Source organism: Undibacterium sp. MH2W (assembly GCF_049340215.1).
Taxonomy (GTDB): Bacteria; Pseudomonadota; Gammaproteobacteria; order Burkholderiales; family Burkholderiaceae_D; genus Undibacterium.
Genome location: NZ_JBMPPA010000003.1, coordinates 222404 through 236959, shown reverse-complemented (window position 1 = coordinate 236959; position 14556 = coordinate 222404). Strand labels below are relative to the sequence as shown.

Below are 14556 nucleotides of genomic sequence, written 5' to 3'. Positions count from 1 at the left end.
ATTAATATTCGATATATCGAATTTTAGTTCTAAATATCGAATATTCAAGAATGATTGAAACTTTCTGACATTAGTGTAACAGCAGATAGTTCAGACACCTACACTCCGGAGATCAACATGAGCGCAACGACGTCAAGACAACAATTTATCAATAAGCTTGCGGGAAATCTCGATCAGTTGCGCGATCAGGGATTGTTCAAAAAAGAACGCATTATTGCCTCCCGCCAAGGTGCTGAAGTTGTTTGTGATGACGGCCGTACACTCATCAATTTGTGCGCGAACAACTATCTGGGTTTGTCAGGCGATGAATCCATGGTGCAAGCGTCTATCGAGGCGACGGAAAAATTTGGTTATGGCCTGTCGTCGGTCCGCTTTATCTGCGGCACACAAACCGTCCATAAGCAATTGGAACACGCAATTGCGACTTTCCTAGGTACAGAAGATTGCATCCTGTACGCAGCGGCATTTGATGCCAATGGCGGTGTCTTTGAGCCATTATTTGATGAGAACGATGCCATTATTTCTGACGCATTGAATCACGCATCGATCATCGACGGGATTCGCCTTTGTAAGGCAGCGCGCTTCCGCTATGCGCACAATGATATGGCGGATCTAGAGACACAATTGCAAGCGGCAGCCGATAAGCGTCATCGCATTATTGTGACTGACGGCGTGTTTTCAATGGACGGCACGATCGCTCAGCTAGATAAAATTTGCGCATTAGCAGAGAAATACGACGCATTAGTCATGATCGACGAATGCCATGCCTCCGGTTTTATGGGTGCAACTGGTCGCGGAACACACGAGCACCATCATGTGATGGGTAAAATCGACATCATCACTGGCACATTGGGCAAAGCGCTCGGTGGTGCTATGGGTGGTTTTACCGCTGGACGCAAAGAAGTCATCGACACATTGCGTCAAAAATCACGCCCTTATTTGTTCTCTAACACCTTGGCACCATCGATTGCTGGCGCATCACTCTCGGTGCTGCAGCGTTTATCTTCATCAACAGAATTACGTGATCGTCTCCATGCCAATACGGAACATTTCCGTCGCGAGATTGTGGCACTTGGCTTCACGATCAAGCCAGGCACGCACCCTGTCGTCCCTGTCATGTTGTTTGACGCACCCATTGCACAACAATTCGCAGCACGTCTCTATGAATTAGGTGTCTTTGTTACTGGATTCTTTTATCCCGTGGTACCGATGGGTCAGGCGCGTGTACGCGTGCAATTGTCCGCTGCGCACAGTATCGACCAACTCAACACCGCCCTCGCCGCTTTTGCTCAAGCAGGTCGCGAACTGGGCTTGATCAAGTAATTTGAATGCAGCAACGAATTATCAAGAATTATCAAGAATCATCAGGAATGAACATGGAAAAAATTTTAGTCATCGGCGCGAACGGCCAAATCGGTAGTGAGCTCGTCGAAGCACTCGCGCTTCAGCATGGCGCAGCCAATGTGATTGCGGCGGACATTACGCCAAAAAGCCTGTATGGCGCTGCGATCTACGAGGTCATTGACGTTCTCAATGCGCAACGTATTGCCGACGTGGTTGAACAATATGAAGTAACACAAGTGTATCAACTCGCAGCATTGCTATCAGCAACCGGCGAAAAAGCACCATTAAAAGCCTGGGAGCTGAACATGGATGGCTTACTCAACATTCTCGAACTCGCTCGCGTTCGTAAGGAAGCTGGGAAACCGTTGAAAGTATTTTGGCCATCTTCGATTGCCGCATTTGGTCCTAACACACCTGCCGTCAACACACCGCAATATACAGTGATGGACCCAAGCACCATCTACGGCATCAGCAAATTAGCGGGCGAACGTCTGTGCGAGTATTACTATGAAAAATATGGTGTAGATGTCAGAAGTATTCGTTACCCAGGCATCATCAGCTTTAAATCACCACCAGGTGGCGGTACCACGGATTACGCGATCGCCATTTTCCATGCAGCTTTACGTGGCGAAACGTACAACTGCTTCTTGGAAGCGGAAACAACATTGCCAATGATTTACATGCCAGACGCCATTCGTGCCACGATTTCCCTGATGGATGCGCCAGCAACCAAACTTTCTATACGTTCTTCGTACAATGTCGCTGGTTTAAGTTTTAATCCGCGGGAATTAGCTGCTGCAATCAAACAAAATTTGCCTGCATTTGAAATACACTACGCACCTGATAGTCGTCAGGCGATTGCTGCTTCATGGCCGCAAAGCCTCGATGATAGCCAAGCCCGTGCCGATTGGGGTTGGGAAGCGCAAGTTGGCTTAGCGCACTTGGTATCGGACATGTTGAAAAACGTCCGTGTCGAAGCGAAGGAGCTCAATAAAGCAGCCTAACGGACGATCAAGGCAACCATGCCGCTGCGATTCAAATTCATTGATTTACAATAAAAACAGAGACAAAGAGGAACAAACGATGGACATGCGTGTATTCGATTTATTTAAAATAGGCGTGGGTCCATCGAGCTCCCATACGGTGGGTCCCATGTTAGCGGCTCGTCGTTTTTTGCTTGAATGCAAACAGCTTCCTCACGCGAAAAAAGTGCAAGTCGCACTCTATGGTTCTCTCGCGTTAACAGGCACAGGCCATGCAACCGACAAAGCTGTCATGCTCGGCCTCATGGGAGAAACACCACAAGACGTCGCACCTGAAACGGTAGAAGAAAAGCTTGCCAACCTGAGCAGCACACGCCAGATGCATTTACTCGGCGAGTACCCTGTCACTTTTGACCCAGCAATCGATATTCTTTGGCACAAGCAAGAAGTACTGCCCGGACATCCCAATGGCATGAAATTTATCATGACTTACGATGACGGCACAACCGAAGAACAAGCCTATTACTCCACTGGTGGCGGTTTCATTTATTCCGCCGACGAGCTCGGGCAACCTACAATCGTCAAAGATGATGGAAATAAAAAGGTCCCTTTCCCCTTCTCGACGATGGCAGATCTATTGGCCCACGGACGGCGAACCGGATTGTCGATCACGACTATGTTGCGCGCCAATGAGATCACGCATTGCACAGATGATGAATTGAATGCGGGCCTCGACAAGATCTGGGAAGTCATGAAAAACTGCATTTCCCGCGGTTTGCAATTAACGGGCGAATTACCCGGTGGTCTTCACGTACAACGCCGAGCGGCAAAATTATGGCGTACCGCCAACGAAACAGCGGATGTATTACCTCATGATGGCTTACATCGCGTCAGCTTGTATGCAATGGCAGTCAATGAAGAAAATGCGGCAGGTGGTCGTGTGGTTACTGCACCAACCAACGGCGCGGCAGGCATTATTCCTGCTGTGCTACGCTATTATGCAGAGGACTGCAAACCCACCAATCCCCAGCAAGGCATCAGAAACTTTTTATTAGCGGCATCAGCGATCGGTATGCTGTGCAAAAAAAATGCATCGATTTCCGGTGCGGAAATTGGTTGCCAAGGGGAAGTTGGCGTTGCCTGTGCCATGGCAGCAGCCGGGCTCACTGCGGCACTCGGTGGCAGCAACGAACAAATTGAAGCCGCCGCCGAAATCGGTATCGAACACCATCTTGGTATGACATGCGACCCAATTGGCGGTTTAGTACAAATTCCATGTATTGAGCGCAATGGCATGGGAGCGGTCAAAGCAATTACCGCAGCATCGCTCTCGTTACGGAGTGATGGCACCCACAAAGTCACACTCGATGATGCCATTGAGACTATGCGTCAAACGGGGCATGACATGCAGGCAAAATATAAAGAAACGTCGCTGGGTGGATTGGCAATCCACGTTGTCACAGTCAACTACGCCGCCTGCTGATTTCAACTCAAAATAATGCAAGGTACGCGAGCAATGCGCGTACCTTGTCAACTGTATCTGCTTTACCTATCTATGTGATTATTCGTTACTAGGTGATAGCATCCATTTTTTCTCACCAAGCTGCCAGAAGAAAAATCCCCAACGATACGCCGTTCGCTGTATCGCATCATCTGGATTGGTGGACGAAAACGTCTTCAACAAAATCGGTTTATTTTTGTTCGTAGAAAGAATTTGCAGTGCGGCTGCAAGTTTGGCAGACATCCACGCCGGCGGCGACGTCGTTGCCTCATTGGCTGTCAGGTAGATCGCTGGATAGGCAACACCTGCACGCAAGTCGTTATACGGTGTTTTCGAGGTGGTTGGCTTCATTGCTTGCAGTTTGCGTTTTTCAATCGGCATCTCACTCGCAACGTCATGAATAGAAACGGCTGCAAATAATGCTGGTTGTTTCATCACTGCTCTGATCAATGCGCTATTACCGACCGATAGTTCTTCGGCGACCAAGGTTTTAGGTGTCGCATAATGCTGAGTAACCAAAAAGTTCGCCACTGAAACGACATCATCAGCAGGGTCAATCGCCTTCGTCTCTTTTTTCACAGAGGGTGTTCGTAAGGTCATATCAACGACAATCCCATGTTGCTCTGCCCATACTTGCGCATAAATATCATCGTTCGGTACGTCGATTGTTGACACACGGAGCAAGACAGGATGTTCGCCACCCGGCTCCACTCCCAGTTGAGTACTGAGTCTGACACGTAATGCACTGCCGTCCGCCAGTGGAACAGACAATTCCTTATGCAACACAGAAGGCCGTTTATTGGCCTCTGTATCCGACTTGGATGACGAGGAAGCAGTTGAGCTCGCAACAGCTTGCTCTGGCTTGACTGGCGTCAGATCTGTGATTTTTCCCTGCGCATCGACCGCATAAATACTTACCACAGCATCGAGCGCAGCAAGTTCAAAAGAAAGACGATCTGTGGCGACGTCTGCAGCAAGGTGACTCAGTTTCCCTTTTACTGGCAGGCGCACTTCTTCTGTCGCACCACTATTCACATCGAATCTGAATAGCTTATTGACCCCATTTGCTTCCGTGGTCCAATACAAGCTACTTTTTGTCGCAATCAATTCGCGAATCTTTTCATTCCCCGACTTGATCAGCTCTTTAGCCTCATTGAGCTGCAACTGCGTTGCTGAGCTACTTAGCGGCAATTTCAGGATCTCGCCTTGCTGGCTTTTTTTGTTCGACAAGAGGAACAAGGCATCACCGACTTGCGCGACCGCTTGTAGCTTATCGGCTGGCACAGCGATGGGTTTCCATTTTGTCGCGAGCCCCTTGAGATCCGATTGTGGCGTATAAAAATACCGTTTTGAGCCCTCATCAGCAGGTGCGATTGAAAGCATGACCAAGGAAGTCCCTATGATACTGCTCAGCGATACACTCTCAGAAGGTTGTAATTTCAATGCCTGGACCGTGCTCGCTCGTAGATCAACACCAATAATGGCGCGGTCAAACTTCTCCGGTTTATCCAGCTCGTGCATCCATATTTCAGATTTCTTGAATTCTCCGACGTGGACGTTGCGACTGTACAGTAATGCGTTGCTGTCACCATTCCACTGCAGACTGACATCGTCTGGCTCATCGACTACCAGTGCATGAATGCCGTCAGGCAAGAGTTCACCATTCTCCATGCGCACAAAACGTACCGACATCGCGCCATCACTCTGCGCAATCAACATCCCTATCTTTTTCATATCGGGCGACACGAGCAGTTGCGCAACACGTTCACCTGCATTAGTAAGGTAAATCACCTGCTCGCTGCCGATCGACAGGTTTTGTTTTATGAGACGAATGCGTTTGTCGGCACCGCTATAGGTATAAAACAATGCTTCTTTCGTTCGGAATTCAACGGGTGCCTCTTTTGACGGCTTGAAAGACGGTCTACGATGCGATGCGGCAAGCGGCGTTGTGGTGCCAGACATCATGGAAACGTTTTTTTCCTGATGTTGTCGCTGGAGTTTTTCAGCACTATCGAGTTCCCGGAGCCGGGTCGCTAATGCTTGGATACCCTGCACGCCTGAGAGCACGCGGTCGGTCACTCCGTTCTGCTTTTTCAGCCATATCTGCACCTGGGTATCATTGAACCGTTCTAACGCGCGCAAAGGATCGATCTGACGGAGATCTTGAAGACCCGTTTGAACGCCCTCCGCTTCCGCCCTCGGCACAGGAGGATAATCGCCCCATACCTGCAATTGGGCATGCGCCGGCAGACTCATCAACCATAGCGGCAAGAAAAGCGATAAACGGAAAGGTAATTGCATTGATATCCTTCGGTAGAATTGAACGAAGCGTTCACAATCAGAACGTCAATGATCAAAATGATAAGACAGATTGCCACACCACGTCTGGGCAACAGCCATCGGCTAACTCCACGACTATTTTAGCGTCACCCCATACAATCAAATGCTTGAAAAGACGGGACTAACTGCATTACAAGCCCATTTTGGATATTTTCATCCCATCATTAACGCATTTCATCGCATAAGGATCGACTTGCCACCTTTGCAGGATTACAGTACGCCTAAGAAACAAACAGTTGAAAAAAACAGTTAAAACACTGTCAATACAAGCGAAACGACCACTGTGTGGAGAAGTCCGATGGACAAACGACCAAAAGATGACTTAAGTGCAAGCCAAGTAACCTAAGAAAATGGTCTTAAACCTGAACAAAACCTTGCAAACAATCAGGTTGATAGTAAAATCTGGCGTACCGCCACGAATTAACACGGAAAACATGCTCTTTTAGCTTAAGTCTTTTAGTAGAGGACGAAGTTAAAGATTGCTCAATTTCAGGGATAGAGAGTGCGTTCAACAACACAGCAATCACCTTGCTACGCTCTCTGAATTTAGTCGCTCATACATTTAAAAACGCAGGCAATCATGCACATCAGATCAACATTTTCTGGCCTCATCACTACCGCTTTATTGGTGTTATCTGCCTCTTATTTTGATAATGCTTGTGCGACCGCCTCTCTGTCGATCCCGCAAGGCCAGCAAGAGAAAAATCTACCTGAAACACCCCAAGTACCGACAACCAGTAGCGAAAACCAGCAGCCAGTAGCCTACACGTGGGATCGTAGTGGCGTTGATCGTGCGTCTGTCCATTTGCAAATTCTGATGCAGTCAAACACCTTATTTAACGAGTCAGCTGCGGCATCGAATGCACAGAAAAAATCAAATGTCGCTGCTAAAAAATCGATGCAAAAAGCGGCCAGCAATACCTAGGCTGCGACATACACCTTCCTCTGTTACCCCCGCCCTTTGATGGAGCTTGAGGCATGGCAATCAAGCTCCACAGCAATGCCAACAAGATCATTCGATCACTGCATCCTTACCTCATAGCGCACTACGGTCGATCCTCTTACTCAAAATGATCGATGTCGACGTCTGTCGAACGCCATCCATCGCACCAATACGATCTAATAATCGATCCAGGGTATCCGTCGTATCGCAGCGTAACGTCAACATATAATCAATCGCACCACTGACTGCACACAAGGTTTCTGTCTCAGGCAATGACTGCAAGAATTTAATCAACGCAGTCGCATAACGCGCTTCGACAGACATCCCCACATAAGCCCGCACCCCCTGCTGTACCATTTTTTGGTTGAGTTTAAGGCCATAGCCAGCAATAACACCTCGTTTTTCAAGCGCAGCGATCCGGGCGATGATCGTCGTCCGTGCTACACCAATATGCTTCGCAATGGTGGTGACAGGTAAACGGGCGTCGTCCATCAATAGGGCGAGTACTTTGTGATCAATCTCATCGAGCTCTGGCTTCATGGCTACACTTTGCTTAATTAGTTCGTCAATTTGTCGTCACTTTGAGCATTATGACGATATTTTACGTACTATTATCTGACAAAATTTCCATCTAGACTTGTTTTCCGGTACTGATTAACAACACTATTTTCGGAGACACTGTATGGCAACCAAACTTATCCTTCTCGGCGCCGGCAAGATCGGTGATGCGATTCTTAACTTGCTCTCCCACACGGGCGACTACGAAATTACGGTTGCAGATCGTGATCCAGAGCGTCTGAAATACGTTGAGCAGGCAGGCTTTCCACGGACACGTGTCGTTCAGGCTGATCTCGGGAATCAGTCAGCAGTGACCGAATTAATCCGCGGCCACAAAGTCACCCTCTCCGCTTGCCCGTACTTCCTGACGCCGATCATCGCTAGTGCAGCCCGTCAGGCGAATTCGCACTACTTTGACCTGACTGAGGATGTGGAAAGCACACGCATCGTCAAGCAATTAGCAGAAGGAGCAGACTGTGCATTTGTCCCACAGTGTGGCCTAGCACCCGGTTTCATTTCGATTGTGGCTAATGATGTCGCGAAAAAATTTGATTCTCTGCGGGATGTCAGCATGCGCGTTGGTGCGTTGCCGACTTTCCCTAACAATGCGCTGAAATACAATCTGACATGGAGTACTGATGGATTAATCAACGAGTATTGCAATCCATGTGAAGCCATTGTCGATGGTCATTTACGCGAAACTGCTGCACTGGAAGAGATCGAACATTTCTCACTCGACGGCATTGACTACGAAGCCTTTAATACCTCTGGCGGACTGGGGACACTGTGTGAAAGCCTCGAGGGCAAAGTACAGAATCTCAATTACAAAACTGTACGCTACCCTGGTCATCGTGACATCGTCAAAATGCTTATTCGCGATCTTGAATTAGGTAAATTAGAACGTCGCCCCATTTTGAAGGATGTGTTGGAAACGTCAATTCCAATGACAAAGCAAGACGTTGTGTTGGTATTTGTCAGCGTCGTTGGTATGCGCGCCGGACGTCTGGAACAGGAGTCCTACGCGAAGAAAATCTACGCACAAAATGTGAACGGCCAATTGCTCTCCGCCATTCAACTGACGACGGCGTCCGGCATCTGCGCCATGGTTGACTTAGTCGTCAACGGTAAATTGCCACAACACGGTCTCGTCCGCCAAGAGCAAACCAATCTCTCCGACTTTCTTTCCAATCGGTTTGGTCAATATTACGCCGTATAATAAAAAGACGGCGCGTCAGATAACAGAAACCAGGAAGGTCGACGAGCAATCCGCCTTCCTGTTTCTTCGTGAAATGGCACGAGATAATTTCATCCACTTTGGCACATACCCAAACGACACAATCGTTCAACAACAGCCATACCACTTATTGATAAGCGATGATCATGGATAACTCCACACTTCAACACTTACTTGCAGACCTTGGCGTCCAACTCGCGGATTACCAAGGCGCGGACATTTTCAGCAAATCACCCATCGATGGAAAAACACTCGCTAGCTTACGGGAGAACGATATCGATGAGGTCAACACACGAATTGATCGTGCGCACGCGGCCTTTCAACAATGGCGACAAGTTCCTGCACCGCGACGTGGCGAGTTAGTGCGTCTCTTCGGCGAAGAATTGCGTATCCACAAAGAAACGCTCGGTAAAATCGTGACGCTAGAAGCAGGTAAAATTTTGCAAGAAGGTTTGGGTGAAGTACAAGAAATGATCGACATTTGCGATTTCGCCGTCGGCTTGTCGCGTCAACTGTATGGACTGACGATTGCATCAGAGCGTCCTGGTCACCGGATGATGGAACAATGGCACCCAATCGGGGTTGTCAATGTGATTTCGGCCTTCAATTTCCCTGTCGCCGTATGGGCATGGAATGCGGCTCTCGCGTTTGTTTGCGGCAACAGTGTCATTTGGAAACCCTCTGAAAAAACACCGCTCACCGCAATCGCCACCCACGCTTTATTTTTGAAGGCCGTTGCCAAATTTGGCAATGATGCCCCCGTGGGATTGGCAGAATTAGTTATCGGTGGTCGTGACATCGGCGCACACATTGTCAATGACAAGCGCATCGCGCTGGTGAGTGCTACCGGCAGCACCCGAATGGGTCGTCAAGTTGCAGAGGCCTGTGCTAAACGCTTGACCAGGACAATTCTTGAATTGGGTGGCAATAATGCGATGATCGTCGCACCAAGCGCCGATCTCGAGATGGCTGTTCGTGGCATCACTTTCTCTGCGGTGGGTACAGCAGGACAACGTTGCACAACACTACGTCGACTATTTGTCCATGACAGCATTTACGATGCACTTATCCCGCGACTAAAGAAAATTTATGCAGGATTGCCTATCGGTAATCCACTCAACAAAAACACGCTCGTCGGCCCACTGATTGACAGTGCCTCTTTCGACGCCATGCAAAGTGCGCTGACGATCGCAAAAAACGAAGGTGGCCAAGTATTTGGTGGAGAGCGCGTCACCGTGGCGAGTTGCGAAGAGGCGTACTACGTCAAACCGGCATTGGTCGAAATGCCGACGCACACAGCATCGATGCATCACGAAACCTTTGCGCCGATCATGTATATCGTTCGCTACACTGATTTGCAGCAGGCAATCGAATGGAATAATGCTGTACCGCAAGGTCTCTCTTCGTCCATTTTTACGACCGATATGCGTGAAGCTGAAAAATTTGTCTCAGCGATTGGTAGTGACTGCGGTATCGCAAACGTCAATATTGGCCCTTCAGGTGCTGAAATTGGCGGTGCATTCGGTGGTGAAAAAGATACAGGTGGAGGCCGAGAGTCCGGCTCTGACGCATGGAAAGCCTACATGCGCAGAGCAACAAATACCTTCAATTACAGCAATGCACTCCCCTTAGCACAGGGTATCAGCTTCGATATTTAGTATTTCTGTGCACGAATGCTTGTTCACATAAAAACTGCCATATCACCATGGCAGTTTTTTTTATTTTCGGTAGCAGGCTGAGTTGGAGTCACATTGGGCTAAAATAATTTTAATATTTTAGCCAATGGTGCATACCAGTTATCAATGTGCAAACATCTGATTCAATCTTGTATTCTGACAATATTCCTGATCCTCTGCGGGCAATATCAAAGCGCATGGTGCGCTGAAACAATTTATTACCCACGATCAACAGCGGCAATTGACCCTCATATTGATTTTATCTTAGAGGTGCTCAACGCCGCATTACGAGAATTTCCAGAGAAATATCACCTCATACCAAGCGCTGAAAATTACCCCCAAACACGCGCGATCAATGAGACCACTTCTCCAAATGGGCAGCTCGATTTGATTTGGAGTATGTCAACGAATGAACGTGAAAGCAAACTCATTCCCATCAGAGTTCCACTCGACAAGGGAACGCTTGGATGGCGCATTGCGTTTGTCACTCAACAAAATCGCGACCTGCTCCAGCATGTAAAAACGCTCAACGATTTGCAGAAATTTAGTGCTGGCCAAGTCCATGATTGGCCGGACACCGCCATACTGGAGAGTAACCAGCTCAAGGTCGTTTCTTCATCGACCTATGAGGCATTATTCAAGATGCTCACCATGAACCGATTTGATTACTTCCCGCGCGCTATTTTTGAGATTTGGGGAGAACAAGCGACCCATGCGCAACTACCGCTTGTCGTGGATCGATACATCGTACTTCACTACCCAACGGCATACTATTTTTTTGTATCACCTCGACAGCCGGTATTTGCAAAGGATCTTCAAACTGGGATGGAGCATATTGTCGCCACTGGTGAATTCGAGCGAATTTTCCAAAAATACAATAAAGAAGCAATTCAAAGAGCAAACATAAAACGGCGTACAATTATCGAGTTAAGCAATCCTCAGCTCGACAGCCGAAAATTACCACTCCATCGGCAAGAGCTTTGGTTCAAACCGTAATGAGAAAACGAATTCATGCAAAAGAAATCCCTCGATGGCATTACTCTGGAATCCATCCTTCTACAATTAGTTGAGCACTATGGCTGGGAAGAGCTCTCCTCCCGCATTCAGATCCGCTGCTTCAGTAGTGATCCTAGTATAAAATCGAGCCTGAAATTTTTACGTAAGACACCGTGGGCAAGGCAGAAAGTGGAACAATTGTTTCTGGAAACGCCGGCCATCTAACGCGCTTAAGCCCCTTCCCCCCGCTGTTGGCACCTGCATTCCGCCTCTGAAAAAGCCAAAAAACCCAGTACCTGACAGAATCACTCAAGTTTGTTATACTTGATCAAAATGCTCAACAACTCAGGGCATAAGATTTTTAGCCACAGGCACCGGAGCAACAACATGCGCCTTACAACCAAAGGAAGATTTGCTGTCACAGCGATGATCGATCTGGCATTGCGTCAAGACAAAGGTCCTGTCACGCTTGCCGGCATCAGCCAACGCCAGGATATTTCTCTATCCTATCTCGAACAGCTTTTTGGAAAACTGCGCCGTCATGAAATCGTGGAATCGGTGCGTGGACCAGGAGGCGGCTACCATCTCGCCCGTAAAGCACAAAATGTAACTGTCGCCGATATTATCATCGCTGTTGATGAACCTCTTGATGCAACGCAATGCGGTGGCAAAGGAAATTGTCATGGTAGCGACGTCAGCAATGGCCTGCATTGCATGACGCATGACTTGTGGGCAACATTAAACGCAAAAATGGTCGATTATCTAGATTCCGTCTCCTTACAGGATCTGGTGAATCAACAAAAACAGAAAATCTCGGAAAACCAAGTCATTGTCGTGCATCAGGCGCATGCCAATCACACTGCTTCTTGAATATTTGGAGTCTTGAATGAACGCACCACTAGAACAAAGTCTGTTGGATACACTGAAGTCCCCACACTTCCCTATTTATATGGACTATTCCGCAACGACGCCGGTTGATCCGCGCGTTGCCGACAAAATGATTCCATTTCTGCGCGCCCAGTACGGCAACCCGGCGTCTCGTAGTCATATGTATGGTTGGGATGCAGAAGCGGCAGTCGAAGAAGCACGTGCAAATGTTGCTGCCTTGGTCAACGCAGATCCACGTGAAATCGTCTGGACATCGGGCGCAACAGAGAGCAATAACCTCGCTCTCAAAGGCGCAGCGAACTTCTACAAAGCCAAAGGTAAGCACATCATTACCGTCAAAACTGAACACAAAGCAGTTCTCGACACCGTGCGTGAATTAGAGCGCCAAGGTTTTGACGCAACGTATTTGCAGCCACAAGACAATGGCTTGATTACGATTGAACAGTTAAAAGAGGCAATCCGTCCTGACACCATTTTGGTGTCTGTGATGTGGGTCAATAACGAGATCGGCGTCATTCAACCGATCGCAGAAATCGGTGAGCTGTGCCGCGAGCGTGGCATCGTGTTCCATTCTGACGCTGCACAAGCAACCGGCAAAGTTGACATCGATCTTGAAAAAGTCAAAGTCGATTTAGTCTCCTTCTCTGCTCACAAATCCTACGGACCAAAAGGTATCGGCGCGCTGTATATTCGCCGCAAGCCTCGCGTGCGTCTGGAAGCGCAAATGCACGGTGGCGGTCACGAACGTGGATTCCGCTCTGGCACATTAGCACCGCACCAATGCGTTGGTATGGGTGAAGCATTCCGCATCGCCAAAGAAGAAATGGAAAGCGAACTGACACATATTCGTGCAATGCGCGATCGTCTGGCTAATGGTTTGAAAGAAATTGAAGAAACCTACGTCAACGGCGACATGGATCACCGCGTGCCACACAATCTGAATGTCAGCTTCAATTATGTCGAAGGCGAGTCATTGATCATGGCGATTAAAGATATCGCTGTCTCTTCAGGATCGGCATGTACCTCTGCAAGCTTAGAGCCATCCTACGTTTTACGTGCGCTTGGTCGCAGTGATGAATTGGCACATAGCTCCATTCGCTTTACCATCGGTCGCTTTACGACTGAAGAAGACATTGACTTCACGATCAATTTGTTGAAAACCAAAGTTGAGAAATTACGTTCTTTGTCGCCTTTGTGGGACATGTACAAAGACGGCATTGATATCTCAACCATTCAATGGGCAGCACATTAAACATCAGTGCTGGGTGAATAACCCTTCGCCCAGCGAACACTGACACAACGGCAGTACATAATTTTTTGGAGCATCAAAATGGCTTACTCAGACAAAGTGTTAGATCACTACGAAAATCCACGTAACGTTGGCGCCTTCGAAAAGGGTGACGACAGTGTTGGTACAGGCATGGTTGGCGCACCAGCGTGCGGCGACGTCATGAAATTGCAGATTAAAGTAGGCGCTGATGGCGTCATTGAAGATGCGAAATTCAAAACGTATGGCTGCGGATCTGCGATCGCTTCGTCGTCACTCGTCACAGAGTGGGTCAAAGGTAAAACACTGGATCAAGCGTTAGAAATCAAAAATACCGCTATTGCTGAAGAATTAGCTTTACCTCCAGTCAAAATCCACTGCTCCATTCTGGCAGAAGACGCGATCAAAGCAGCAGTTTTGGATTACAAAAATAAACACAACGCAGCGTAAGAAAGCAGCGAAGAATTGATGCAGTAAGGATGGGGAGCAGTATGGCAATCACACTCACAGAAAAAGCAGCAAAGCACGTCACACGCTATATGGAGCGCCGCGGCAAAGGCATCGGCCTCCGTTTTGGCGTGCGAACGACTGGCTGTTCTGGCATGGCTTATAAGCTGGAATATGTCGACGAAGCGGGCAATGATGATTCTGTCTTTGAATCCCACGGTGTAAAGGTTTTCGTTGATCCGAAAAGCTTGCCGTACATCGACGGCACAGAGCTCGACTTTGCCCGTGAAGGATTAAATGAAGGTTTTAAATTCTACAATCCGAACGTCAAAGATGAGTGTGGTTGTGGCGAGAGTTTCCGTATCTAAGCAACCAGAAT

14 protein-coding genes are annotated in these 14556 nt (G+C 48.2%); 12 read left to right on the top strand and 2 right to left on the bottom strand.

Annotation, left to right across the window (positions count from 1 at the left end; translation table 11 throughout):
• Positions 1-117: 117 nt before the first annotated feature.
• From kbl to ACO0K2_RS09035, 3 genes are all read left to right on the top strand, one after another.
• Positions 118-1323 (top strand): glycine C-acetyltransferase, encoded by a 1206-nt coding sequence (gene kbl / locus ACO0K2_RS09045; RefSeq protein WP_423017908.1) that lies wholly within the window; start codon positions 118-120, stop codon positions 1321-1323.
• 53 nt (positions 1324-1376) lie between these two features.
• Positions 1377-2348 carry an NAD-dependent epimerase/dehydratase family protein gene (locus ACO0K2_RS09040; RefSeq protein WP_423017906.1) on the top strand — a complete coding sequence of 324 codons (972 nt, stop codon included), beginning with the start codon at positions 1377-1379 and terminating at the stop codon, positions 2346-2348.
• A 79-nt stretch (positions 2349-2427) separates the two neighbouring features.
• Entirely contained in the window at positions 2428-3810 is a 1383-nt protein-coding gene (locus tag ACO0K2_RS09035; protein ID WP_423017904.1) for an L-serine ammonia-lyase, read from the top strand.
• A 78-nt stretch (positions 3811-3888) separates the two neighbouring features.
• On the opposite strand, the gene ACO0K2_RS09030 is transcribed toward ACO0K2_RS09035, so the two are convergent.
• Entirely contained in the window at positions 3889-6129 is a 2241-nt protein-coding gene (locus tag ACO0K2_RS09030) for a hypothetical protein (RefSeq protein WP_423017902.1), read from the bottom strand.
• Between the two features lie 619 nt (positions 6130-6748).
• On the opposite strand from ACO0K2_RS09030, the gene ACO0K2_RS09025 reads away from it, so the two are divergent.
• On the top strand, positions 6749-7093 hold the full coding sequence (locus ACO0K2_RS09025) for a hypothetical protein (protein ID WP_423017900.1): 345 nt from the start codon (positions 6749-6751) through the stop codon (positions 7091-7093).
• Between the two features lie 111 nt (positions 7094-7204).
• On the opposite strand, the gene ACO0K2_RS09020 is transcribed toward ACO0K2_RS09025, so the two are convergent.
• On the bottom strand, positions 7205-7651 hold the full coding sequence (locus ACO0K2_RS09020; RefSeq protein WP_423017898.1) for an Lrp/AsnC family transcriptional regulator: 447 nt from the start codon (positions 7649-7651) through the stop codon (positions 7205-7207).
• Positions 7652-7793: 142 nt separating this feature from the next.
• Here ACO0K2_RS09020 and ACO0K2_RS09015 point away from each other — a divergent pair, with 142 nt between their 5' ends.
• The 8 genes from ACO0K2_RS09015 (at position 7794) to iscA (ending at position 14545) form a co-directional block, all read left to right on the top strand.
• Positions 7794-8885: a saccharopine dehydrogenase C-terminal domain-containing protein gene (locus tag ACO0K2_RS09015; RefSeq protein WP_423017896.1), complete on the top strand. Its 1092-nt coding sequence runs from the start codon at positions 7794-7796 to the stop codon at positions 8883-8885.
• Positions 8886-9043: 158 nt separating this feature from the next.
• The gene (locus ACO0K2_RS09010) at positions 9044-10561 is read left to right on the top strand and encodes an aldehyde dehydrogenase family protein (RefSeq protein ID WP_423017894.1); all 1518 of its coding nucleotides are present in this window, start codon (positions 9044-9046) and stop codon (positions 10559-10561) included.
• 144 nt (positions 10562-10705) lie between these two features.
• Positions 10706-11575, top strand: coding sequence for a hypothetical protein (locus tag ACO0K2_RS09005; RefSeq protein WP_423017892.1), 870 nt, complete (start codon positions 10706-10708; stop codon positions 11573-11575).
• Positions 11576-11590: 15 nt separating this feature from the next.
• Entirely contained in the window at positions 11591-11800 is a 210-nt protein-coding gene (locus tag ACO0K2_RS09000) for a VF530 family DNA-binding protein (protein WP_423017890.1), read from the top strand.
• A gap of 162 nt (positions 11801-11962) precedes the next feature.
• Positions 11963-12445 (top strand): Fe-S cluster assembly transcriptional regulator IscR, encoded by a 483-nt coding sequence (gene iscR / locus ACO0K2_RS08995; protein WP_423017888.1) that lies wholly within the window; start codon positions 11963-11965, stop codon positions 12443-12445.
• 16 nt (positions 12446-12461) lie between these two features.
• On the top strand, positions 12462-13715 hold the full coding sequence (locus ACO0K2_RS08990; RefSeq protein WP_423017886.1) for an IscS subfamily cysteine desulfurase: 1254 nt from the start codon (positions 12462-12464) through the stop codon (positions 13713-13715).
• 78 nt (positions 13716-13793) lie between these two features.
• Positions 13794-14180 carry a Fe-S cluster assembly scaffold IscU gene (gene iscU, locus ACO0K2_RS08985; RefSeq protein ID WP_423017884.1) on the top strand — a complete coding sequence of 129 codons (387 nt, stop codon included), beginning with the start codon at positions 13794-13796 and terminating at the stop codon, positions 14178-14180.
• 41 nt (positions 14181-14221) lie between these two features.
• The gene (gene iscA, locus ACO0K2_RS08980) at positions 14222-14545 is read left to right on the top strand and encodes an iron-sulfur cluster assembly protein IscA (protein WP_423017882.1); all 324 of its coding nucleotides are present in this window, start codon (positions 14222-14224) and stop codon (positions 14543-14545) included.
• The last annotated feature ends 11 nt before the right edge of the window (positions 14546-14556 follow it).

Bases quoted from the DNA above. Each gene is read 5' to 3' on its own strand.
- kbl (WP_423017908.1), top strand. From the start codon at position 118: ATGAGCGCAACGACGTCAAGACAACAATTTATCAATAAGCTTGCGGGA.
- ACO0K2_RS09040 (WP_423017906.1), top strand. From the start codon at position 1,377: ATGGAAAAAATTTTAGTCATCGGCGCGAACGGCCAAATCGGTAGTGAG.
- ACO0K2_RS09035 (WP_423017904.1), top strand. From the start codon at position 2,428: ATGGACATGCGTGTATTCGATTTATTTAAAATAGGCGTGGGTCCATCG.
- ACO0K2_RS09030 (WP_423017902.1), bottom strand. From the start codon at position 6,129: ATGCAATTACCTTTCCGTTTATCGCTTTTCTTGCCGCTATGGTTGATG.
- ACO0K2_RS09025 (WP_423017900.1), top strand. From the start codon at position 6,749: ATGCACATCAGATCAACATTTTCTGGCCTCATCACTACCGCTTTATTG.
- ACO0K2_RS09020 (WP_423017898.1), bottom strand. From the start codon at position 7,651: ATGAAGCCAGAGCTCGATGAGATTGATCACAAAGTACTCGCCCTATTG.
- ACO0K2_RS09015 (WP_423017896.1), top strand. From the start codon at position 7,794: ATGGCAACCAAACTTATCCTTCTCGGCGCCGGCAAGATCGGTGATGCG.
- ACO0K2_RS09010 (WP_423017894.1), top strand. From the start codon at position 9,044: ATGATCATGGATAACTCCACACTTCAACACTTACTTGCAGACCTTGGC.
- ACO0K2_RS09005 (WP_423017892.1), top strand. From the start codon at position 10,706: ATGTGCAAACATCTGATTCAATCTTGTATTCTGACAATATTCCTGATC.
- ACO0K2_RS09000 (WP_423017890.1), top strand. From the start codon at position 11,591: ATGCAAAAGAAATCCCTCGATGGCATTACTCTGGAATCCATCCTTCTA.
- iscR (WP_423017888.1), top strand. From the start codon at position 11,963: ATGCGCCTTACAACCAAAGGAAGATTTGCTGTCACAGCGATGATCGAT.
- ACO0K2_RS08990 (WP_423017886.1), top strand. From the start codon at position 12,462: ATGAACGCACCACTAGAACAAAGTCTGTTGGATACACTGAAGTCCCCA.
- iscU (WP_423017884.1), top strand. From the start codon at position 13,794: ATGGCTTACTCAGACAAAGTGTTAGATCACTACGAAAATCCACGTAAC.
- iscA (WP_423017882.1), top strand. From the start codon at position 14,222: ATGGCAATCACACTCACAGAAAAAGCAGCAAAGCACGTCACACGCTAT.